19 protein-coding genes and 1 riboswitch are annotated in these 22,081 nt (G+C 60.2%); of the genes, 7 read left to right on the forward strand and 12 right to left on the reverse strand.

Going from position 1 to position 22,081, the window contains the following annotated elements:
- Positions 1 to 90: 90 nt before the first annotated feature.
- From ACQZ60_RS18780 to ACQZ60_RS18810, 7 genes are all read right to left on the reverse strand, one after another.
- Positions 91 to 2,940 (reverse strand): TonB-dependent receptor, encoded by a 2,850-nt coding sequence (locus ACQZ60_RS18780; protein WP_020813251.1) that lies wholly within the window; start codon positions 2,938 to 2,940, stop codon positions 91 to 93.
- 149 nt (positions 2,941 to 3,089) lie between these two features.
- Positions 3,090 to 4,085: a FecR family protein gene (locus ACQZ60_RS18785; RefSeq protein ID WP_020813250.1), complete on the reverse strand. Its 996-nt coding sequence runs from the start codon at positions 4,083 to 4,085 to the stop codon at positions 3,090 to 3,092.
- A gap of 111 nt (positions 4,086 to 4,196) precedes the next feature.
- Positions 4,197 to 4,697, reverse strand: coding sequence for an RNA polymerase sigma factor (locus tag ACQZ60_RS18790; protein WP_020813249.1), 501 nt, complete (start codon positions 4,695 to 4,697; stop codon positions 4,197 to 4,199).
- 188 nt (positions 4,698 to 4,885) lie between these two features.
- Complete coding sequence (locus ACQZ60_RS18795) at positions 4,886 to 5,638, reverse strand: ABC transporter ATP-binding protein (RefSeq protein WP_448735866.1); 753 nt, start codon at positions 5,636 to 5,638, stop codon at positions 4,886 to 4,888.
- Positions 5,632 to 6,699 carry a FecCD family ABC transporter permease gene (locus ACQZ60_RS18800; RefSeq protein WP_448735867.1) on the reverse strand — a complete coding sequence of 356 codons (1,068 nt, stop codon included), beginning with the start codon at positions 6,697 to 6,699 and terminating at the stop codon, positions 5,632 to 5,634. Before ACQZ60_RS18800 ends, ACQZ60_RS18795 begins: the two co-directional genes overlap by 7 nt.
- On the reverse strand, positions 6,696 to 7,835 hold the full coding sequence (locus ACQZ60_RS18805) for an ABC transporter substrate-binding protein (protein WP_448735868.1): 1,140 nt from the start codon (positions 7,833 to 7,835) through the stop codon (positions 6,696 to 6,698). The genes ACQZ60_RS18800 and ACQZ60_RS18805 overlap by 4 nt, the downstream gene beginning before the upstream one ends.
- 96 nt (positions 7,836 to 7,931) lie before the next feature.
- Positions 7,932 to 9,065, reverse strand: a complete 1,134-nt coding sequence (locus tag ACQZ60_RS18810; RefSeq protein WP_003524640.1) for an ABC transporter substrate-binding protein — start codon at positions 9,063 to 9,065, stop codon at positions 7,932 to 7,934.
- Between the two features lie 113 nt (positions 9,066 to 9,178).
- Here ACQZ60_RS18810 and ACQZ60_RS18815 point away from each other — a divergent pair, with 113 nt between their 5' ends.
- On the forward strand, positions 9,179 to 10,009 hold the full coding sequence (locus tag ACQZ60_RS18815) for a class I SAM-dependent methyltransferase (RefSeq protein WP_125145778.1): 831 nt from the start codon (positions 9,179 to 9,181) through the stop codon (positions 10,007 to 10,009).
- Positions 10,010 to 10,126: 117 nt separating this feature from the next.
- On the opposite strand, the gene ACQZ60_RS18820 is transcribed toward ACQZ60_RS18815, so the two are convergent.
- From ACQZ60_RS18820 to ACQZ60_RS18840, 5 genes are all read right to left on the reverse strand, one after another.
- Positions 10,127 to 10,606 (reverse strand): pseudoazurin, encoded by a 480-nt coding sequence (locus tag ACQZ60_RS18820; RefSeq protein WP_448735869.1) that lies wholly within the window; start codon positions 10,604 to 10,606, stop codon positions 10,127 to 10,129.
- Entirely contained in the window at positions 10,603 to 11,403 is an 801-nt protein-coding gene (locus ACQZ60_RS18825; RefSeq protein WP_448735870.1) for an ABC transporter ATP-binding protein, read from the reverse strand. Before ACQZ60_RS18825 ends, ACQZ60_RS18820 begins: the two co-directional genes overlap by 4 nt.
- Positions 11,400 to 12,428: a FecCD family ABC transporter permease gene (locus tag ACQZ60_RS18830; protein WP_448735871.1), complete on the reverse strand. Its 1,029-nt coding sequence runs from the start codon at positions 12,426 to 12,428 to the stop codon at positions 11,400 to 11,402. The genes ACQZ60_RS18825 and ACQZ60_RS18830 overlap by 4 nt, the downstream gene beginning before the upstream one ends.
- Entirely contained in the window at positions 12,425 to 13,456 is a 1,032-nt protein-coding gene (locus tag ACQZ60_RS18835) for an ABC transporter substrate-binding protein (RefSeq protein ID WP_448735872.1), read from the reverse strand. Before ACQZ60_RS18835 ends, ACQZ60_RS18830 begins: the two co-directional genes overlap by 4 nt.
- A gap of 158 nt (positions 13,457 to 13,614) precedes the next feature.
- A riboswitch (cobalamin riboswitch) is annotated at positions 13,615 to 13,849 on the reverse strand.
- Between the two features lie 39 nt (positions 13,850 to 13,888).
- Positions 13,889 to 14,767, reverse strand: a complete 879-nt coding sequence (locus tag ACQZ60_RS18840) for a GNAT family N-acetyltransferase (protein WP_448735873.1) — start codon at positions 14,765 to 14,767, stop codon at positions 13,889 to 13,891.
- Between the two features lie 203 nt (positions 14,768 to 14,970).
- On the opposite strand from ACQZ60_RS18840, the gene argE reads away from it, so the two are divergent.
- From argE to ACQZ60_RS18870, 6 genes are all read left to right on the forward strand, one after another.
- Positions 14,971 to 16,095 carry an acetylornithine deacetylase gene (gene argE / locus ACQZ60_RS18845; RefSeq protein WP_448735874.1) on the forward strand — a complete coding sequence of 375 codons (1,125 nt, stop codon included), beginning with the start codon at positions 14,971 to 14,973 and terminating at the stop codon, positions 16,093 to 16,095.
- Between the two features lie 22 nt (positions 16,096 to 16,117).
- The gene (locus ACQZ60_RS18850) at positions 16,118 to 17,041 is read left to right on the forward strand and encodes a 2-hydroxyacid dehydrogenase (RefSeq protein ID WP_448735875.1); all 924 of its coding nucleotides are present in this window, start codon (positions 16,118 to 16,120) and stop codon (positions 17,039 to 17,041) included.
- 26 nt (positions 17,042 to 17,067) lie between these two features.
- Positions 17,068 to 17,424 carry a cupin domain-containing protein gene (locus tag ACQZ60_RS18855; protein ID WP_003524651.1) on the forward strand — a complete coding sequence of 119 codons (357 nt, stop codon included), beginning with the start codon at positions 17,068 to 17,070 and terminating at the stop codon, positions 17,422 to 17,424.
- Positions 17,421 to 17,876 carry a GNAT family N-acetyltransferase gene (locus tag ACQZ60_RS18860; protein WP_003524652.1) on the forward strand — a complete coding sequence of 152 codons (456 nt, stop codon included), beginning with the start codon at positions 17,421 to 17,423 and terminating at the stop codon, positions 17,874 to 17,876. The genes ACQZ60_RS18855 and ACQZ60_RS18860 overlap by 4 nt, the downstream gene beginning before the upstream one ends.
- Positions 17,877 to 18,004: 128 nt before the next feature.
- On the forward strand, positions 18,005 to 20,047 hold the full coding sequence (locus ACQZ60_RS18865) for a hydantoinase/oxoprolinase family protein (protein ID WP_448735876.1): 2,043 nt from the start codon (positions 18,005 to 18,007) through the stop codon (positions 20,045 to 20,047).
- Between the two features lie 3 nt (positions 20,048 to 20,050).
- On the forward strand, positions 20,051 to 22,018 hold the full coding sequence (locus ACQZ60_RS18870; RefSeq protein ID WP_020813301.1) for a hydantoinase B/oxoprolinase family protein: 1,968 nt from the start codon (positions 20,051 to 20,053) through the stop codon (positions 22,016 to 22,018).
- Positions 22,019 to 22,081: the final 63 nt, after the last annotated feature.

Below are 22,081 nucleotides of genomic sequence, written 5' to 3' on the forward strand. Positions count from 1 at the left end.
GCTGGCCAATATCGATACCTTCGTCCTTTGGCGAAGGCGTTTCATCTCCGGGACGGGCTGCAACCCAGCCCGGAGAATTTCTTCCACGGTTCAGAACTTCACGTTCATCGTCGCGATAAAGGTGCGGCCCGGCGCCGTGTAGGCGCTGGCTGCCGGAATGTATTTGCGGTCCGTCAGGTTATTGACGGCGAAGCGAAGCGTGGCCTTGTCGTTGAAGGCATAGGAACCGTAGAGATCCACCGTCGTGTAGGGATCGGTCACCTCACGCAGATTGCCTTCCGTATCCAGCGTACGCGACTGCGTCGGCGTAACGTGGTTGAGCCTTGCGCCCAGCGAGAATTTTTCATCGAAGAAACGCATGCCGCCATCGAGCGTCAGCTTCACCTTGGGCGCGACGTCGCCCGGCCAGGCAACGATTTCACCGGTTGTGGTGGTCGTGCCGTTGGAAAAAACCTGTGTCTTTTCAGGCCATTCTGTTTTCAGAAATGTTGCCGAGCCGCCGATCCAGAAACTGCGGGCATCGTAATTGCCCTCGAATTCCAGCCCGCGCATATAGGTCGTGCCGTCCAGATTGACGAAGCTGGTATAGGTGCGGTCGAGAACCTGATCCGTAACGAGATAACCGAGCGCGATATAGTCCTTCACCTCGCGGCGAAAGGCGGCCATTTTGATGCGAATGGAATCGTCGTCCAGCAGCACGCCGTCGAAGCTCATATTCGCGCCGACTTCGTAGGTCGTCGCCTTTTCGGCACGCAGGGCCTGGTTCGGAGCGTATTCGTATCCGGGGCTGTCGCCCGGGCGAGCTCCTGCGAAAAATGCCTCGAGAATTGTCGGCGGACGCAGGCTCTGGGAATAGCTCACATAGGGGCGGAACCAGTCGACGGGTTTCAGTTCGATCGTCGCGGAAGGTAGCCATGCGCTGTAGGTATGGTCTATCTCCACGTCATAGGAGGGATATTCCGTTGAGTAAGTGGTAGCATAGTAAGTCGTTCCGGCATCACGCCACCGGCCGTCAATGATTTCGCCCCTGGTGGCGGGCCAAACGTTGTTCAAAGTATTGCAGGAACTTGCCCTCTGGGCCGCAGTGAAAGTACGGCCACCAAACACCCCAGTCATGCAGATGGCGTAGACGCGGCTGTAGGTCGCCGGCAGGTATTGTGAAACATACGTGAGATAACTGTCTGCCGAGCCAACAATACGGTTTGAGCCTGTAGCGACTGTAACCTGATTGTAATATGTCGTGCGCCCCTTCAGTCGCGACCAGTCATACCGAACACCACCGCTTAACGTGATCCAGTCTGCAGGTTCCAGCTCACCGTTGAAAAATAGGCTCGCTACATCACGTCGCCCTGCCGGGCTAAAAGCGGTATAACTACTGGCATAAGAGGGGTTATTTTCGATGGTGGAACTGGTGGCAACCGAAGAAGCAATATCTCGAAAAGCCTCGACGCCGTAGTTAAGGCTAAGCTCGCCTGCCGGTGTAGTGGCACGACTGGTGTTTTCAACGCTAACGCCGAAACTCCGTAGGCCCATGTCAAGATTGGTTTCAGCCGCATATCCTGCGCTCCCGGCTCCAGTGCGCGCCGCACGCAGTTCATGCGTCATATTATCGTTCAGCCACAGAGACGACTTAAAGTCGATGAGTTCGCTCTCCGGATCCCAATCCAGCTTCGCGACAACGCTGTCGTTTCTTACGCTTTCCCGGTCGATCACCGTGGAAGCGCCCTGAACGAAGTCATTCTCCTGATGCATCCAGGACAGCGAAGCCTTGACGTCGCCGAAGTCGCCTTCGCCCTTGAAAAAGGTCGACCAACCGTCGCGGCCGAGCAAATCCTTCATTGTCAGCGCGGTGCTGCGGGCCTCCCCTTTTGTGCCGACCTTGTATTCATCCATGATCGTGCGGCTGTAGCCGGCGACGAAGGAGAGAGGACCATCCGGCGAGCGAACGGCGCCGAGAACCGAGCCCTGAAAATCATAGCCATTGGTGCCGCGGGAAACATTCGCTTCCCCGCCTTTGTTTTCACCCTCGGTAATCAGATCGTCGGCGCTGACGGTTCGGAACTCGACCTTGCCGCCCAGAGAGCCGGCATTGCCTGAGCGCGCATTGGTTATTTTCTCGATCTCGACGGCACGGATGAAAGCGACATCCACATAACCCTGCCCGGCGCTTGCGGTGTAGCTCGTGGCGCCGCCGAAGGCCGCACCACGCTGCGCATTCTGCCGCGCGCCATCGATGGAGACGACCACGCGGCCGCTTTCCTGCAAACCGCGCACATTGGGCGAAACGGTTGGGAAGCTGCCATTGCCCTCGCCGGCATAAACACCGGAAACCCGGTTGAAAACATCGCGCGTGTTGCGCACCCCGGCCGACTGGATCGCCTCACGGCCGACCACGCTGACGCTGGCGGGCGTTTCATAAACCCAGTCGGGCGTCCCCTGATAACCGGAACCGGCAATGGAGTTACGCCCGGTCTTGCCGGTCAGGGTAATGGTTTCCAGAACCGTCGTACCCTCCGCCGCGGAAAGATCGACGGTCGATTGCCCCGTGCCGATGACGACGGTTCTGCCATTGCCGGCGATACGGAAATTGACGCCCGTTCCCGCCAGCAACCGCGACAGCGCCTCCCGCACCGTGAAACTGCCGGTGACGGCGTTGGTGCGCACATTGCCGGCCGATGGCGTGGCCAGCGTGACCTGAAGGCCGGATTGCCGCCCGAAGGCACCTACCACGGATGACAGCGACTGGGCAGGAATGTTGAACGGCCGCGTTGCGCCCTGCTCGCCATTCGGGCGCTGGCTATTGGCGGCATCAGGTCCGGTCTGCGCAAAAACCGGCATCGAGATTGAAACAACGACAGCCGTCGTCGCCAGCAGCATGGCTGTGCGCGCATGCTTTCCCGCTTTTCTGCCCGAACCGGTTACACGTATATGGAGGCGCATATTGCTTCAGTCTTCCTGTCTTTCGTTCCGGAAATATCTTGACCGGATTACTCAACAAAAAGACGATTGCCTCGGCGATTTTTTTCAGGCTTTTTGAGGAAATTTTATAAATTACTGAAAATAAATATGATTTTTTGTTTTCAACTGTTTCAGAAGCGGGTGATGATGCGGGCGCTGCCGCCAATCGCATGCACCTTGCCCCGGTAAGGTTCCACCAATGCTTCCAACGCGCGGTCCGGGTCGCGAAGATCGTAAAAACCCGTTACCCGCTGCTCGGCCAGCCTTTTGTCCGCCATCGTCAGCCATGCCGGATGATAGCGCTGTATCTGCTCCACGACCGAGCCGATCGTCGCATCCACCACATAAAGCTCCCCGTTGCGCCAGCCGCCTATATCCTCCACGGACACGCTCTCCTTTCGGATTGCACCGGAGGCGTCGACAATCAGCATCTCGCCGGGGATGAGCCGTGTAGGCGCCGCATTGCGGAAGGATGCTTCCACCGAGCCATGCGCAAGCGCGACCTGCGTTATGCCATCCGTGAGATCGACATCGAAAGCCGTGCCCAGCACCTGAACGGTGACGTTCTTCGTCTCCACCACGAAGGGTCGCGCGCTATCTGGCACGACATCAAAAAAAGCTTCGCCCTTCAGCACTTTCACATTACGGCGGCCATCGGTAAAATCGGTGGAAAGCGCACTCGCAGCGGCAAGTTGCACCCTGCTACCGTCTTCAAGGACTATCGTGCGGCTTTCAGCCGTACTGGTCTGATAATCCGCTTCGATGCGGACAAAAAAAGCGGGTACGAAAAGCACAGCAAGACAGAGCGACGCCGCAGCCATGGCCATGCCGGCATAGTGACGAACGGTAAAGCGTCGCCGCGGCAGCTGTTTTTCGGCCTTGGCCGGCAGGTGGGGTGCATCTTCCCAGAGGTTCTTGAAAGCCGGTTCAACCAGACCGAGGTTGCGCCACGTTTTGCATGTCCGCTCCCAGGCAAGACGGTTTGCCGGCGAGGCAACCAGCCATCGATCAAACTCCGCCTTCAGCCGCGGCTCCACCGATCCCGCCTGCAGACGTATCAGCCAGTCAGCCGCCTCTTCCGCCTTCCCGTCAGGCAATTCTATTTTCCTATCTGGATCAATGGTCATTGAACCGGGCCAGTTCCTTTGCGAGGCAGAAAAGCCGCCTCGTCTTCCGCGTTGTTATATAGACGTTTAACGGAAAGTTTTTTTTCACATAATGGGACAATCAGGGCAATTTCACTTCATTTCTCTGGTAATCGCGGCAATGCTACCCTTGATCAGGCGGTGAGCGCTGGCCACGGACACGCCAAGGTGACGAGCGATCTCCTCCATATTGTAACCACCGAATCTGTGCATTTCCAATGCCACGCGCGCCTGAACCGGCAGGGTCTCCAGAATTGTCTGCATCTGCCGAACTTCATCGCAGAACAGCGCATGCTCTTCCGGCGTACCATGATCCTGCGGCACGCCCCAGAAGGGGGTGTCATCCGGTCGCTCCCGCAGGTCTTGCCGGTTGCGCCGGCGGTTGTCGAGCGCAAGATTGCGAACGATGCGAAAAAGATAAGATTTGAGGTTGGAGGGATTGCCGGAGGCTTCCGGCACGAATTTCAGGAATGCTTCCTGAACCACGTCCTCTGCATCCGCCCGCGACCCTAAAATCAGGGTGGCGTATTTGATCAGGTCGACCCTATGCGCGACGTAAGCGTTATAACGCTTGTCATCTTCCCGTATGCCCATGTCTCAACCGAGAGAAATTTCAAGGATCGACGAAACCTGCCGCCCCCGAATGGCCGCGCAGTTCTGCCGCTCAAAGCTCTAGCATCCAAACCGTGGATCGAACAGATAATTCATGACTATTATCATCAAGAATTTGTGCAGCCCGCATCGAGCGGACCCGGCAGCAAGCGCGGCCGGGTTTTGACCTGTCAGATGGCCCCGTCGACGATGACCATCGGCCTGCCCTGCGAGCAGGGCTCGATACGCGCATCGATGCGATAGATATCGCGCAGCATCTCCGGGGTTATCACCGCCTCCGTGCTACCGCTCACCACCATTTCACCACGCGCGATAACCATCGTATTGGCGCAATAACGAAGCGCATGGTTGAGGTCATGCAGGGCGATCAGCACGATCATGCCGGTCTTCTGCGCCAGATCGCTGACGAAACCCAGAACCTCGATCTGCCGGTGAAGATCGAGCGCGGATGTCGGCTCGTCCATGAGCAGCACTTCCGGCTTGCGCGCCAGCGCCTGCGCCAGCGAAACAAGCTGGCGTTGACCGCCGGACAATTCGCCAAGCCCGCGGAAAGCCAGGTCATGGATTTTCAGCGCCTTGAGAATGGCGTCGATCTCGAAAAGCTCATCGTCATGGACCCGCCAGCCGCCGCCCTGCTTGGCAGAAAGAAGCACGGATTCGTAAACGGTCAGCACGGCGTTGGCGCCGGTATCCTGCGGCATGTAGCAGATGGCGCGGTTGCCGCGGGCCGTATCAGAGAGTTCGACCAGTCCGGGACCGGAAATCAGGCTGGCGATGCGCTTGAAAAGCGTCGACTTGCCGGCGGCATTCGGGCCGATCACCGCCGTCACACTGCCGCTTTCCAGCGTATCGATGCCGACCTTGGAGAGAACCGTGATGCGCCCATAGGCGGCGCCGACATCTTTCAGTGCGAGCGCTACCATGCGCGCCTCCTGTTGCCGAAAATAAGCGCGAAGAAGAACGGAACGCCGACAAGCGCCGTGATGACGCCGATCGGCAGAATAGCGCCAGGAATGAGAATCTTGCTGATGACCGAGGTTGCCGACAGAAGCAGCGCACCGCAGATCACCGAGCCGGGCAGGAAGAAACGCTGGTCCTCACCCACCACCATGCGGGCGATGTGCGGACCGACCAGCCCGACGAAACCGATTGTGCCGACAAAAGAGACTGGAATGGCCGCCAGCAGGCTGACCGTCAGCATGGTCGTCAACCGCAGCCGCCGGACATTGATGCCCATGCTGGCCGCCTTGTCATCGCCGAGCCTCAGCGCCGTCAGCGCCCAGGCATTGCGCATGAACAGCGGCACGGTGACGAGGAGGATGGCGGCGGTGACATAGACCTTGTCCCAGGTCGCCTTCGTCAGGCTGCCCATGGTCCAGAAAACCACGGCGGCAAGCGCCTGTTCGGAGGCCAGATATTCGAGCAGCGACAGCGCCGCATTGAAAGTGAACACCAGCGCGATGCCGAGCAGCACGATGGTTTCGACCGTCACCCCGCGAAGCGTCGAGGCGAAATGGATGAACAGAGCCGCGACCATGGCCATGATGAAGGCATTGATCGGCACCATGTAATGCACGGCGCCCGGAAAGATCGCCACGCCGCCAACCAGCGCCAGCGCCGCACCGAAGCTTGCCGCCGCCGAAATACCGAGCGTGAAGGGGCTGGCGAGCGGGTTCGACAGGATGGTCTGCATCTGCGCGCCCGCAACCGAAAGCGACGCTCCGACGGTCACCGCCATCAGCGCGATCGGCATGCGAATATCCCAGATCACCACCCGAAGCTGGTTTCCGACGGCGGCCGGATCGGCAATCGTCGCCAGAACCTCGGAGAGCGTATAGCGCGCCGGACCCAGCGCCATATCGGCGGCCATGCTGAAACACAGGGCGATAAAAAGCCCGAAGAGGATGATTATCCTGCGCGCGGCAAGGGCGCGATATTGATCGCGCCCACTGATGCCAACCGCGCTTTCATTCACCGAACTCATTGGTTCAAACCTTTTTCGAGCGAGGCGAAATAGCCCGGCTTGTAAGTGACGGGGAGGAATTTGCGGTGAAATTCCTCAAAGTTCTTTTCCGGATCGAGATCGGCGAAGAGATCGGGATGGAACCACTTGGCGAATTGCTGGATCGGGAAGAATTCGTAGGGCGCGCCATAGAACTGGTGCCAGACGGCATGGACATTGCCTTGCTTCACGGCCTCCAGTTCCGGAAAAGGCGTGCGCTTCATAAGGTTGGCCAGTCGCTCACGCGAGAGAGCCATATCCGCCCCGCGTCCGACCGGAACGAACTGGTTGATGTCGGACTCGGCAGCCCAGTTGGAGCCGGTGACGATGACGTGGTCAGGATCGGCAACCACGAGCTGTTCGGGATTGAGATCGCCGAAGGTCGTCTTGATGATGCCGTCGGCAATGTTGTGGCCGCCGGCAAGATCGACCATCGCGCCGAAATTGACCGGTCCGAAAGTGCGGCAGCAATTGTTTTCACCGGAAATGCCGGGCGCGCGTTCGATGAAGACGTTCGGGCGCTTCAGGTCCTTGACGCTGGCGAGCCGGTCGGCCACGCGAGCGATTTCGGCACGGCGATAGGCGATGAATTCCTTCGCCCGCTCTTCGGCGCCGAACAGTTTGCCGAGAATTTCGACCGAGGCTTCGCTGTTCTTTTCAGGATCGATACGGAAATCGAGATAGATGATCTTGATGCCGGCGGCGGCGGCCTTTTCTTCGAAACCGCTCTCCTTGGCGGATTTCTCCGCTTCCAGATTGAGGGTGATCACATCGGGCGAAAGGGTGATGGCCGTTTCCAGGCTGAAATCGCCCTGAGGCACATAACCGAAGCGCGGCAGTTTCTCGATCTGCGGAAAACGCTCGACATAGGCGGCGTAGCTGTCGGGATCCTTCTTGAGAAGATCGTCACGCCAGCCGACGATGGTGTCGAAGGTCTTGTCGCCCTTGAGTGCGGCAATGACATGCACCTGGCGCGCCTCACCGACGATGACGCGTCTGGCCGGCAGGTCCAGCTCGACTTTGCGACCGGTGACATCGGTAATCTCGGCAGCCAGAACCGGCACGGCGAGAAGGGAGAAAGCCAGCACCGCAAGATGCCTGAGAGCGTTGAGCCGCATGAGAAGTCCTCACTGAGTTCCAAAACAAAGCGATAAAGCCGCATGGCTGCGGCTTTATCCATCGGTCGGACGGCGCTCCCCTTCACCGTCCCTTTATTACTTGGCGTCCTTCAGCGAAACGAAGTAGCCGGGCTTGTAATCGAGCGGCAGGAAGCGGGCATGCAGTTCCTTGAAGGTCGCCTCCGGGTCGAGGTCCTTGAAGAGGTCCGGATGCAGCCACTTGGCGATTTCCTGAACGGCCACGAACTGATAGGGATTGTTGTAGAACTGATGCCAGATGGCGTGGACATTACCGTCCTTCACCGCCTGCACGCCGGTGAAAGCCGGGCGCTTGGTCAGGTTTTCAAGCTTGCGATGGGCTTCCTTCAGATCCGCGCCATAACCGACGCCGACCCAGTTGCCGCCCGGAACATAACCGTTCCAGTTGCCGCCGGTGATGATGATCTGCTCCGGGTTGGAGGCAATGATCTGTTCCGGATTGACGGTGCCGAAGGTGCCGGGAATGATGTCCTTGGCCATGTTGACGCCGCCGGCAAGCTCCACCATCTTGCCGAAATTCTCGTTGCCGAAGGACATGCAGCAATCGTCGGAGTAACCGCCGGCGCGCTCCATGAACACGACAGGCTTCTTCGGATTGGCCTTTTCGAGCGTATCGGTAACCTTGGCGATGGAGTCGGCGCGGAACTTGATGAAGTCCTCGGCGATCTTTTCCTTGCCTGTCAGCTGGCCCATGAGGCGCATGCTCGGCTCGGTATTTTCCATCGGCTTTTCACGGAAATCGACGTAGACCAGCGGAATGCCGACCTTGGCGAGCTTTTCGATATAGCCCGCTTCTTCGGTCGCCGTCTTGGCGTCGATATTCATCAGGATCACGTCAGGCTTCAGGGCGACAGCCTGCTCTATGTCGAAAGTGCCGTCCTTCATGCCGCCGAAAGTCGGCAGCTTGGCGATTTCCGGATACTTTGCGAGATAGGCCGCATAGGTTTCCGGGTCGGCTTTCGTCAGATCGTCGCGCCAGCCAACCACGTGCTGGAAAGGGTTTTCCTTGTCGAGCGCAGCCAGGAAATAAATCTGGCGACCTTCACCGAGGATAACGTGCGATACCGGCACATTCACCTCGACATCGCGGCCCGTCACATCCTTGACGGTGACCTTTTCGGCGAATGCCGGCCATGCGGCGGATACGAGAAGGCCAAGGGCAAGTGCCGCAGATTTGGCTGAGATGCGCATCGGATATTGCTCTCCAGTGTTGACTGGCGCGGCTGTATTATTTTCTGACTATACTAGTCAACATTTATGTTTTAGAGCCATTCTTAACTGACCGGTACATGAGTTGAAGACCGATGATCGACACAATCCAATATGGCAAAAACGACAGTCTGAGAGACGAAATCAAATCCTATTGGTCCGGCCGCGCCGCGACTTTCGACCTTTCCCCCGGACATGAAATTTTCTCCGAAGACGAGCGCGAGGCCTGGCACGCGCTTATCCTGAAACATCTCGGCCGCGGAGAAGGCCGCAGGGCGCTCGATCTTGCCAGCGGCACCGGCGTCATCTCGCACCTGATGGACGATCTCGGTTTTCAGGTCACCGGCATGGATTGGTCGGAAACCATGCTGGCGCTTGCCCGTGAAAAAGCGAAAAGCCGTGGCCGCAGCATCCGCTTTTTCGTCGGCGACGCCGAAAACACGATGGAACCGGATGAAAGCGCCGATGTCATCATCACCCGTCATCTGGTCTGGACGCTGGTGGACCCGCAGGCAAGCTTTGCCGAATGGTTCCGCGTTCTGAAACCCGGCGGACGGCTTCTGATCGTCGACGGCGACTTCGTGAATACCGGCTGGCGCGAAAAACTGGTGAAGAAACTGGCGGCCAGCCTCGAAAGCATCGGCCTCGTCAAACCGGACCAGCCGCACAAGCCGGCGGACCCGGAAAACACCTTCAACAGCATTCTTTCCCGCGTTTATTTTTCGAAGGGCGCAAGGGCCGGCGATGTCGCGGCGCTGTTGCGTGCGACCGGCTTCGAACCTGTCGCAATCGATCAGGAGCTTCAGGCCATTCACCGCGCCCAGGCGAAAAATTTCAGCCTGCTGAAAGGCATTCTGCGCGGGCTGCAGCATCGTTATGCCGTGTGCGCAGTGAAGCCGGGGAACTACTCCGTCACCCCGGACTAGATCCGGGGTCCAGTGCGATCAAGCCCTTGATCGCAAAAGACTCTTCCCACGGCGCAGACGCGCCGTGGCTCGATGCCGGGTCAAGTCCGGCATGACGGATGAGAGCTCAATGCAGCCTCATTTTTCCGCCTGCTCGAAAAGGTCCTCGAACCTTGGCTTTGCCCGGCCGGGCACGTCCACCGTCCGGTAGCTCTGCGGCAGGGTGGCCTCGCCGACCTTGATCAGCATGACCATGCCCATGCCGTAATGCGGCGAGCATTTGATGCCGTAAAAGCCCGGCTTTTCAAAGCCGGTCTCGAATTCGTCATTGATCCGGCTTTTGAAACCTTCGACACCTTCCGGGATCATGCCATCGATGGTCGCTGCATTGTGGCTCTTGTGGGTAGGCACAAAGCGCACGCGGTCGCCGGGCGCTATTTCGAGAAAATCGGGCTCGAATACCATCGGGCCTTTTTCGCCCCGGTTCAGCATTTTCACCTCGAAGGTCTCGGCTGAAGCCTGAAGCGGAAAGCCCGTGAACACCACGGCAATGACGGCAGCGGCCCAAAACAGGCTGGTCTTTGCAGCGGCGTTTGCGAGCGTCGTCAATGTCATCATCGTGCCAGTACTTTCCTTGGATGCTCGGCCCGCCCGTGGGCCGGCAGAAAACGAATATGGGAAAAGCCGCCCTCATCCGTGGTGACGACGCATTCCACCCCGAAGACGGCGGCTATTCTCGCCGGTGTAAGAACCTCCCGCGGCGGACCGACCGCAATCATCTCGCCCCGGTGCATGATGGCGACGCGATCGCAGAACATGGCGGCGTGATTGAGATCGTGCAGCGCCGCCACAACGGTCAGGCCCTGCCGGCGCACCAGATCGAGCAGGCCGATCTGGTGACCTATGTCGAGGTGATTGGTCGGCTCGTCCAGAAGCAGGATATGCGGCTCCTGCGTCAACGCGCGGGCAATATGCAGGCGCTGGCGTTCGCCGCCGGAAAGATGGTGCCAGTTGCGCTCCGCCTTGTCGGCCATGTCGACATTGGCAAGTGCTGCATCAACAATGGCGTCATCCTGCTGCGACCAGGCGGAAAGCGGCCCGAGATAGGGCGTGCGCCCAAGTTCCACCGCCTGTCGTGCGGTAATGCGTTCGGTGGTTTCGGCCTGCTGCTCCACGAAGGCGAGCCGGCGGGCAAGGTCTCGCCGTCCCAATGAGGCAAGCGGCTCACCCCCGAGCGTAACGTGCCCCCGGCGCGGCTTGCGAATACCCGCCAGCATGGAAAGCAGCGTGCTTTTGCCGGAACCGTTCGGTCCGATGACGCCGAGAAACTCACCGGAACCGACATCGAGTGAGACCCCGCGCACGATATCGATATTGCCGGCGTGGAAATGCAGGTCGTGAGCGGATAATTTCATGAACGCCCCCTCTTCTGCCCAAGGATGAAGGCAAAGGCGGGTGCGCCAACGAGCGCAGTGATGACACCGATGGGCAGCACCTGCCCCGGAATGACAATGCGCGAGAGAATATCCGCGACGATCATGAAAACCGCGCCGGTCAGCGCCGTCACCGGCAGCAATATACCATGGCGAACGCCGACGAAGATGCGTGCGGCATGCGGAATGACGAGGCCCACGAAGCCGATGGAGCCGACCAGCGATACCATCGCAGCCGTCATGATCGCCGAAACGGAGATCAGCACCGCATAGACCCAGCGCACCGGAATGCCGAGCGAGGCAGCAGCCTGACCGCCGAAGGCGAAGGCATCGAGCGCCCGGGCATACCAGAGACACACCGCAAGTCCCGCAAGGCTGACCGGCAGCGCCAGCCAGACATCCGGCCAGCGCACGCCCGAGAGGTTGCCCAGCAGCCAGAACATGATGCCGCGCGCCTGTTCGGCATTGGCGGATTTGGTGACGATGAAAGAGGTCATGGCATTAAACAGCTGCGACCCGGCCACCCCGGCCAGAATGATAGCGCTGTTGCCATGTCCCCCCCGCACCGCCAGAAGGCTGACCAGCGAAAACGCAACGAAGGCACCAATGAGCGCCCCGGCCGGCATCGTCAGGAACCCCGCTCCGAAGCCAAGCAACGCGACAGCGACGGCACCGGTGGAGGCGCCGGCGGAAATGCCGAGAATATAAGGATCGGCAAGCGGATTGCGCAAAAGCGATTGCAGCACCGCCCCGGCCAGCGCCAAAGAAGCGCCGCAACAGGCGGCAACAACGGCGCGGCTGAGGCGGTAACTCCAGACAATGCCCTCATCCAGCGGTTCCAGCGGATAGGTCGCATGGAAGACGCGGTTGGCGATTGTTTTCGCCACGACGTCAAAAGGAATGGCAGTCTCGCCGATGGCCGCCCCGGCCATCAGCGCGACGAGCAGCAGGGCGAGCGCGGCAAAAGCCAGCCCTACCCTGCCGAGATGGATGGAAAGACCGTTCACTTGGCGAGGCCGGCAGCCGAAATCGCCTCGGCCAGCGTTTCGATGCCTTCAATGGTGCGAATGGTCGGGTTCATCGCCTGCGCATCCATCTCGAACACATGACCTTCCTTGACGGCTGGCATGATGCTGGCCACGGGATCGGTGGCGAGGAACTTCAGCTTGACGGCGACATCGTCAGCCGGGAAACGGCGGCGATCCATCTTGCCGGCGACGATGATGGAGGGATTTGCCTTGGCGATGGTTTCCCAGCCGACGGTCGGCCATTCTTCATCGCTTTCGATGACGTTCTTTAAGCCCAACGCGGACATGATGTAGCCGGGGGCGCCATTGCGGCCGGCCACATAGGGATCGATATCCAGCTCGGCGCTGGAGAACCAGAAGACTGCCGAAAGCTTGCCATTTGCCGAGGCGATCTTGGCGCGGGCGGCTTCTTCACGCTTCTTCAGGTCGGCAACGACCTCTTCACCGCGATCCTGCACGTTGAAGATTTTGGCGAGATCGCGGATTTCCTGGTAAATCAGATCCATGGTGAAGACGGTGTTGCGCACGCCGTCACCGCCGCCGGAATTGTCCTTGCCCATGCAATCGGCGGGCGAGGTATAAACGGGAACGCCAAGCTCGGCGAATTGCGCCGGTGTTCCGACAACGCCTTCCGGGCCGATCTGCCACTGGAACTGCGTCGTCACGAGGTCCGGCTTCTTGCCGATGACCGCCTCAAAGCTCGGATCATTGTCAGCCAGACGCTCGACCCTGGCATTGGCCTCTTCGTAGCCCTTCAGAACCGGACCGATCCACAGCGCCGTGCCGACCACCTTGTCGGAAAGGCCGAGGAGGTAAAGAACCTCGGTCGTGCTCTGGCCGACGGACACGGTGCGGGCGGGTGCCTGCTTGAAGGTGATGTCCTGACCGCAGCTGTTGATCGTCAGGGGATAGGTGGTTTCGGCAGCATTGGCGCCGGCGACGGGCAAAGCCGCAAGCGCAGCGGCCAGAAAGCCGGCATGGACCGGCAGGCGTCTAGAATGAAACATGTGTTCTCCAGTCGAAAGTAAATCTTATTCCAGAGCAGCAGGCGTCAAAACGCGCAGCAACAGCGGGACGTCTTGTACGGAGAACGGCAATAGGACGCAAACGAAATGTTATGAAATAACATTACAATCTCCTCCTCCGGGCTTCCCCGCCCGTAACGATGGTTTATATTTCGACGGCAGGTCTCCTGGCTCACGGATTTGCGTCGCTCATCTGCCTTCCCGCATTCCGGAGAATACAGTGGCATGACGCCTTGAAGCGTCACGGGGATGAACGACAATCCGCTTACAGTTGCGGGGGCAGCCACGGCATTGGGCGAAAAAGATCGCCCGCACCATGTTCCCTATTAATCCCTTCGCCTTTCGGCTGCAGGAACCGTCGCTTTCTCACATAAGGGGCAAGAGGCGGGGCGTCAATTGCGATAGTGCCGCACCTCAGCACAAAGACGGGCCTGCCAGGGCGAAAATCTTTGCAGAACCGGAACCTGCCGGTTGCGGCGCGCCTTTCGACATGGCGGTGAGCGTTTCGATCACCACCAGCCCGGATTGCGCCAGGAACTCGGTCAGAAGACCGCTATCCCGCACGGCATCGAGACGGACAAGCTGATCGTCGAGATCGGAAAAATGTCGCCTCACCAACGCAATCGCATCCGCCTCGTCACCGGCGACGACCGGGCCGACAATATGGCCCCGCCCCGCTGCACGCCGCAATGCAAAGGCGGCAAGACGATCGGCCTCGAACAGGCCATAACCCGTATTTTCCCGGAGAAGGCGTTGCAGGACGCCCCGGCGCGAAACACCGAAAGCCGCGCGATCCAAATCCGCCACGGCGGACAAATGATCCTCGGACAGCGGCTCGATTCTCTGTTTTCTTCCAAGTGTCGGCATCTCGGCAGGGCAGCGCGCCTTGCCGCGCAGGAGATGTACTTTTTCGGTATCTCCGGAAAAACCCAGCCGTGCGAAAAGCCGTCGCGAGGCTTCCGTTGCGTTCAACCGCAGGGCGGCGTCAGAGTGACCCGCGATGAGTTGGCCCACCAGCCATGGCGCAACGCCCTGCCTCTGCAAACGGGGGGAAACGATGACCATGCCGACCGTCGCGAAACCCTCATCATAAGGAAACAGCATTGCCGTTGCGACAACGCGATCGATTTCGTCAAGCGCGGCAAGCCCGACGCCGCACTGCCGCAGGAAACACCATTCGTTCGCGTGATATCGCCATCCGACAGCCATGGACAAAGCATGCAGATGATCGGCCTCCACATCGGCGATATCCACTGTCCGCAACTCGAAACTATCGACTTTGAGCAGCTCCATGACAAACGGCTCTCATTCCCTCCGGCGCGGAACCTTGATCCCGGCAGCCCAGTTCACGACATCCGAAGATAACCAGCCTCGTCAGCAGGAATTTTCCGAAAGCGCTGGAAGGACACAACAATCTACTGAAATCACCCGTATTTCAGCAGATAAACGCCGCAGGCCGCTCTAAGCTTTTCGGCGTTGAAGCGACGGAGACAGCCATGAACGCAATCGACATTCTGGAGCGTCTTGTCGGCTTCCCGTCGGTGGTCGGAACCGCCAATGGCGACATTGCCGGATGGATCGCCGATTATCTGGAAAGCCACGGCGCGAAAGTATCGCTGCTTGCCGGCCCGGAAGGCGACCGCGCCAATCTCTTCGCCAGCTTCGGCCCGACCGATGCCAGCGGATACATCTTGTCCGGCCATATGGATGTGGTGCCTGCCGGTGAGCCGGAATGGTCCTCCGATCCCTTCACGCTGAGAACTGAAGGCGAGCGCCTCTACGGACGCGGAACCACCGACATGAAAGGGTTTCTGGCCACGGTTCTCGCCGCAGCACCGGCATTTTCACGCATGGCGCTGAAGCGGCCCGTTCACATCGCCTTTTCCTATGACGAGGAGGCGGGCTGCCGCGGCGTTCCGCATCTCATCGCCCGATTGCCGGAGCTATGCGCAAAACCGGCGGGCGCGATCATCGGCGAACCGAGCAATCTGCATGCGGTGCGCGCCCACAAGGGCAAGGCCGCCGCACGCATCACCATTCGCGGCCGCTCCGGCCATTCCTCGCGGCCGGATCAGGGCGTGAACGCCATTCATCTGATGACCGGCATCATGGCAAAGGCGGTCGAGACCGCACAGGCTCTCACCGAGGGGCCTTTCGAAGCGACGTTCGAACCGCCCTATTCCTCGCTGCAGATCGGCACAGTGAAAGGCGGACAGGCGATCAATATCATCCCCGATCTCTGCGCCATCGAACTGGAGGCGCGGGCGATTGCTGGCGTATCGCCGATCGCCCTGCTTCAGCCGGTGCGCGACGGCGTCGACGCGCTCGCCGCCGAGGGCATCGACATAGAATGGACGCCGATGAGCGATTATCCGGCGCTCTCCCTTGCCGCCGATGCACCCCTCGTGACGCTTCTGGAAGAATTGACCGACGCGCCCTGCATCGCCGCCGTCAGCTATGGCACGGAGGCCGGGCTTTTTCAGGCGGCCAGCATCGATGCCATCATCTGCGGCCCGGGCGATATTGGCCGCGCCCACAAACCGGACGAATTCATAACGGCCGGCGAATTGTCGGCTTGCCAGTCAATGCTGGAAACACTGGCGAACCGCTGCACGGTTTAAACCTTTGGAACACGGATTTCAGATGACTTTCTTCTTCAATTCGGACGCGAAGCGCGGCGAGATTTTCCGGCAGGCTCTGGCCCGCGACCTGCCGGAACTGCCCTTTTCGATGGATGCCGAAAGCGTCGATCCGGATGCGGTTCGATACCTCATCACCTGGACCGTGCCGGAGGATATCGGCCGCTACCGTAATCTCGAAATCCTGTTTTCCATCGGTGCGGGCGTCGACCAGTTTCATATCGACACCATCCCTGCGCATGTGAAGGTCGTGCGCATGGTGGATGAAGGCATCATCCGCATGATGCAGGAATATGTGAGCCTCGGCGTGCTGGCGCTTCACCGCAACCTGCCGGTCTATTTGAAGCAGCAGCGCCAGCAACTCTGGAAGGCCCTGCCGCAGCGTCAGGCGGAAGAGTGCCGGGTGGGCGTTCTCGGCCTCGGCATGCTAGGCGTTGCGGCGCTGGAACGGCTGAAACCCTTCGGCTTTCCGCTTTCCGGCTGGAGCCGTTCACCGCGCGAGATCGATAGTGTGACCTGCCATCATGGCGAAGCCGGATTGTCCACGATCCTTTCGACCAGCGATATTCTCGTTTGCCTGCTGCCGCTGACCGACGAAACGACGGGACTTCTGAATGGCGAACGCCTGGGGATGCTTCCCGAGGGTGCGGGGCTGGTTCACGCCGGGCGTGGCAAACAGCTCGACCACGACGCCCTCATCGATGCGCTAGACAGCGGCAGGCTCTCGGGTGCTGTGATCGACGTCACCGATCCGGAACCGCTTCCGGAAGACCATGCCTTCTGGACGCATCCGAAAATTCTCCTGACGCCGCACATCGCCAGCGTCACCCAGCCGCATTCGGCAGCACGCACCGTTGTCGAGAACATCAAACGATACCAGTCCGGCCTCGAGCCGCTCGGCCTCGTCGACCGCAATCGCGGATATTGATCATCCCGTTCCAGGAAAGGACACCCATGCCGCTTCTCAAGACCATCGACACGCACCCCGCCTTCGAACCGAAAGCCTCCAAGGCCCTGCCGGAACGTCTCATTTCCGGCGATCCGTCCTTCAAGACCTGGCCGCTGGACGAAGCCCGCAACGGCACCGTCCACACCGGCATATGGGAAGCGACGCCGGGCGAAAGCCGTTCGATCAAGGGCGAAACCTTCGAATTCTGCCATATTCTCGAAGGCGTCATCGAAATCACGCCGGAAGGCGGCGCACCGCTGCGTTATACGGCTGGCGACAGTTTCGTCATGAAGCCGGGCTTCGTCGGCGTTTGGAAAACCATTGAAACCGTCCGCAAGATCTATGTTACGGTGAACGGATGAACTGGAAACCGGCCATTTTCGAAATCACCCGCGACGGCTATGTGCTGAGCACCGATCCGGCACGGGTGGATTTCGATCTGGTCCATGGTTTTCTCGCCCGCGATTCCTACTGGGCGCAGGGAATGACCGCCGACCGGCTGAAGCGGGCGCTTTCGCATTCGCTGCCGGTCGGCGTTTACGCCCCTGACGGCTCCATGGCCGCCTTCGCCCGTCTGGTGACGGATTATGCCGTTTTCGGCTATCTGCGCGATGTCTTCACGGTGGAGGATCATCGCGGTCGCGGCCTTGCGTCCTGGATCGCCACCGAGATACGCAAACACCCGGAGCTTTCGACGGTATCGAGCTGGATGCTGGCGACCCGCGACGCCCATGGCGTTTACGAAAAGGCCGGCTATCGCGCAGCACCGCATCCCGAATATTACATGACGGTGCCGAAACCCGGCGAGGGTTGAGCAACCCTCCCTACGGGTCACCCCGGCCGTCCTCATAACCTGGGGCTATGACCCTTACCCCATAAATGCTTGGCCCTTTTCCGGTCCCGATGACAGCATCGTCCGCACTGGAAAAGGAGACGGAAGAGATGGGATATCGCATTGGCGTCGATGTTGGCGGGTCGTTTACGGATTTTGCCGTGTTCGACGATGGGACCGGCTCGCTTTCCACCCTGAAGGTGTTTTCCCGCCCCGATGCGCCCGGAGAAGAAATCCTTCTCGCGCTCGATACGCTGAAAAAGCGCGACGGCATCGAAGCGAAGGACGTTTCCTATTTCACCCATGGCACCACCGTCGGCGTCAACACCGTCATCCAGCGCAACGGCCAGAATGTCGCGCTGTTCACCACCGAAAATTTCGAGGATGTGCTGGGTGTTGCACGCCTGAAAATTCCGCAGATCCACAATCTCTATTCCGTGCGGCCGGAACCGCTCATCCCGCGCGAACGGGTTTTCGGCATAGCCGAGCGCATGCTGGCGACCGGCGAGGTAAAGCTCGCTCCGAACGAAGAGAATGTGGCGCAGGCTGTCGCTGGCGCACTTGCAGTCGGTTGCGACGGCATCGTGCTCGCCTTCCTGCATTCCTACCGCAATCCCGAAAACGAACTTGCCGTGAAGGCGATGATCGAACGCATCGCGCCGCAATTGCCGGTGGTCTCCTCTGCCGAGACATGGCCGATCATCCGCGAATATGAGCGCACCGTCACCGCCGTCATCAGCGGTTATGTCCAGCCGCGCGTCGCACATTACCTCGACCGTTTCGAAACGGTGCTGCGCGGGCAAGGCATTGCCTGCCCGCTGCTCATCACCAAGACCAATGGCGGCGTCATGGGCATCGATCAGGCGCGGCGGGAATGTGTGCAGATGATCCTGTCGGGCACCGCTTCCGGCGTCATCGGCGCAGGCTATCTGGCAAAGGCCAGCGGCTTTGAGCGAGTGATGAGCCTCGATATCGGCGGCACCAGCGCCGATGTGGCCGTGATCCTTGATGGCGAGGCCCAATATGGGGTCGGCGAACTGATCGGCGATTTCCAGATTCATGTCCCCTCCGTTTCGGTCAGCTCCGTCGGCCAGGGCGGCGGCTCGGTCGCATGGGTCGACAGCCTCGGCCTGTTGCAGGTGGGGCCTGAAAGTGCCGGCTCGACGCCGGGACCCGCCTGTTACGGACGTGGCGGTAACCGCCCGACGATCACGGACGCCATGGCGGCCGCCAATCTCATCGGCCATATGCCGCTCGGTTATGGCGCGGTGACCGTCGATCACGCCGCGTCGCGCGCCGCGCTCTCGCCGCTCGCCGAAAAACTCGGCCTTTCCGTCGAGGCGCTCGCCGGCAACATCGTCGATATCGCCGTCTCCGGCATGTATGCGGAGGTGAATGCCCTGACCTCCCGTTTCGCCATCGACCCACGCGAATTTCACCTCTTCGCTTTCGGCGGCGCCGGCGCGATGCTCGCCTGCTTCCTCGCCCGCGAGCTGGACATGAAGGGTGTGGTGGTGCCGCCCACCCCGGGCGTTGTTTCCGCGCTCGGCGGCCTGATTGCCGATCTGAAGAACGATTTCATCCGCACCACCTATTGCGATGTGAACGACAGGGAAATCTTCGATCTCGCCCCCCTTCTCGCCGAAATGCAGGAAACCGGCAGCAACTGGCTGAAGGAACAGGGTTTTAACGGTGATTGCGAGATGCGGCTTTCCGCCGACATGCGCTATCGCGGCCAATCCTACGAAATCGAGACCACGCTGCAGTCGGAATGGCTGGGCAGCGGCGACGCCGGCGCTATAAACAGGGCTTTCCATGAGGAACATGCCCGCCTCTACGGTCATTCCGATGAGCGGGCGGCGGTGCAGATGGTCAATCTCAGACTTGTCGTCTCCGGGAAAACACCGAAGCCGCCGCTTCGCGAGACAGGCGTGGCCACTGGCCCCGCAACGCCGCGCTTTCACACGAAAGGCTGGTTTGGCGGCATGGAACACGACATGGCGATCTATCACCGTGACGATCTGGCGGCCGGTCACGATTTCGACGGCCCCGCCATCGTCCTTCAGGACGATACCACCACCGTCGTGCCGCCCGGCTTTTCGGTCCATGTGGACCGTTTCGGCAATCTCGTCATTACCAAGCGGGAGTTTTGACCCATGACCATCGATCGCCGCAATCTCAAGGTGCTCGCCAATTTCTGCTCGGCCGCCGCCGATGCCATGGCCTTTACGCTGATGCGCACCGCCCATTCCGCCTTCGTCAAGGAGACCGAGGATTTTTCCTGTCAGGTGGTGACGCGCGAGGGGCTGGCCTTCGCCAACCCCCGGCAATTCGGTGCGCCCTGGTATAGCGGCATCGATTACGCGCCGCTGCTTTCCATGTTCGAGGAATATGAAGAGGGCGATATCTGCATCACCAACGATCCCTATAGCGGTTTCGTCGCCACTCACTCTCCAGATATCCACATCTGGAAACCGGTCTTCCATGAGGGCAAAATTGCCTGTTTCGTGGTCGGGCACATCCACAATACCGATGTCGGCGGCGCGGTTCCGGCCTCATTGTCCCGCTCGCTTTCCGAAATCGAGCAGGAAGGCCTGCGCATCCCGCCGGTCAAGCTCGTGCGCAAAGGCAGGCTCGATCCCTTCATCATCGACATGATGAAGGCCAATGTCCGCATGCCGGAACAGAATATCGGCGACCTCCACGCCCAGATCGCCTCCGTCAATATCGGCGAACGCAAGATGCAGGAGATCATCGCCCGCTTCGGCTTTGACGATTTTCTGGACGGTGTGCGCCAGATTTTCGACTATGCGGAAGAGCAGACCCGGCAAATCCTGACCCGGGTGCCCGATGGCGACTATTTCTTTGCCGATTATGCCGATGAGGATTCCGTCGGGGGCCGGCCATGCCGCGTGGCGCTGACGCTGAAAATCCGCGGCGGCGAAGCCGTCCTCGACTATACCGGCAGCGACCCGCAGCTCGGCTCGTCGCTGAACATGCCGACCGGCGGCCGCGAGCGGCATTCACTCGTCATGGTCGGCCTGACCTATGTGCTTTATACGCTCGATAACAGCCTGCTCCTGAATGCCGGCACCCTGCGCCCGGCGCGGGCCGTGCTGCCGGAAGGCACGATCGTCAATTGCCAGCGCCCGGCCGCCGTCGGCATGCGTTCGCTGACCTGCGCCATGACGCAGATCGTCACCATCGGCGCTTTTGCAAAGGCGCTGCCGGAGCTTATTCCCGCCGCCTCACCCGGCGGAAACGCCATCATGAACATCAAGACCAGCGACAGGAACGGCCGCCCGGTCATGGCCTCCATCGGCCCGGTCGGCGGCGGCGGCGGTGGCACGCCCTTCTGCGACGGCAGCGACGGCGCGGGCGGCGCCACCGGTTTTCTGCGCAACACGCCGATTGAAATCAGCGAAGCGGAAGTACCGATCCTTTTCCGCCGTTATGGGCTGCAACGCGACACCGGCGGGGCGGGCCGTTTTCGCGGCGGGCTTTCGGCTGTCATGGAGTTTGAAATATCCTCCCCGGAAACGGTGGTCACGGCCCGCAATCGCAACCGTTCGGTGATGGCGAGCTGGGGTGTCAACGGCGCAGGTCCGGGGCTGATTTCCCGCTTCCTCCGCAATCCCGATACCGAGGGCGAAATCTCGCTCGGCAATACCGATATCGTCCATTGCGGCCCGGGCGATGTCATTCGTGTCATAGGACCGGGAGCCGGCGGTTACGGCGACCCCTTCACCCGCCCGCAGCAGGCCGTGCTGCGCGATGTGCGGCGTGGTGCGGTCTCGGCAGAAAATGCTGCAAGACACTATGGGGTGGCGCTCAACAGTGATGATATCGACGAAGAGGCGACGACTGCCCTGCGCGCCGCGCCGCGCGGGAAGACGGACGATATCATCAGCTACGGACCGGAGCGGCTCGCCTTCGAGGCGGTCTGGACCCGGGAGCGTTATGATCTTCTGACGCAATTCCTGCAAAAATCGCCCGTGGGATGGCGCTTCTTCCTGAAACACCGGGTGTTTGAAGCGGTCGAAAACGAGGGCGATGATCCCCGCCCCCTTAGCGAGCGGATGGCCGGGATTTTCGACCGTATAAGCGCCCGCTACGGCGTTTGACCTGCGGCATATACCGGCCGCCGAAGATTGCACTGTCTGCCGGTGGCAAAACAGGATTTTCAT

This window comes from Agrobacterium sp. 22-223-1, assembly GCF_053522385.1.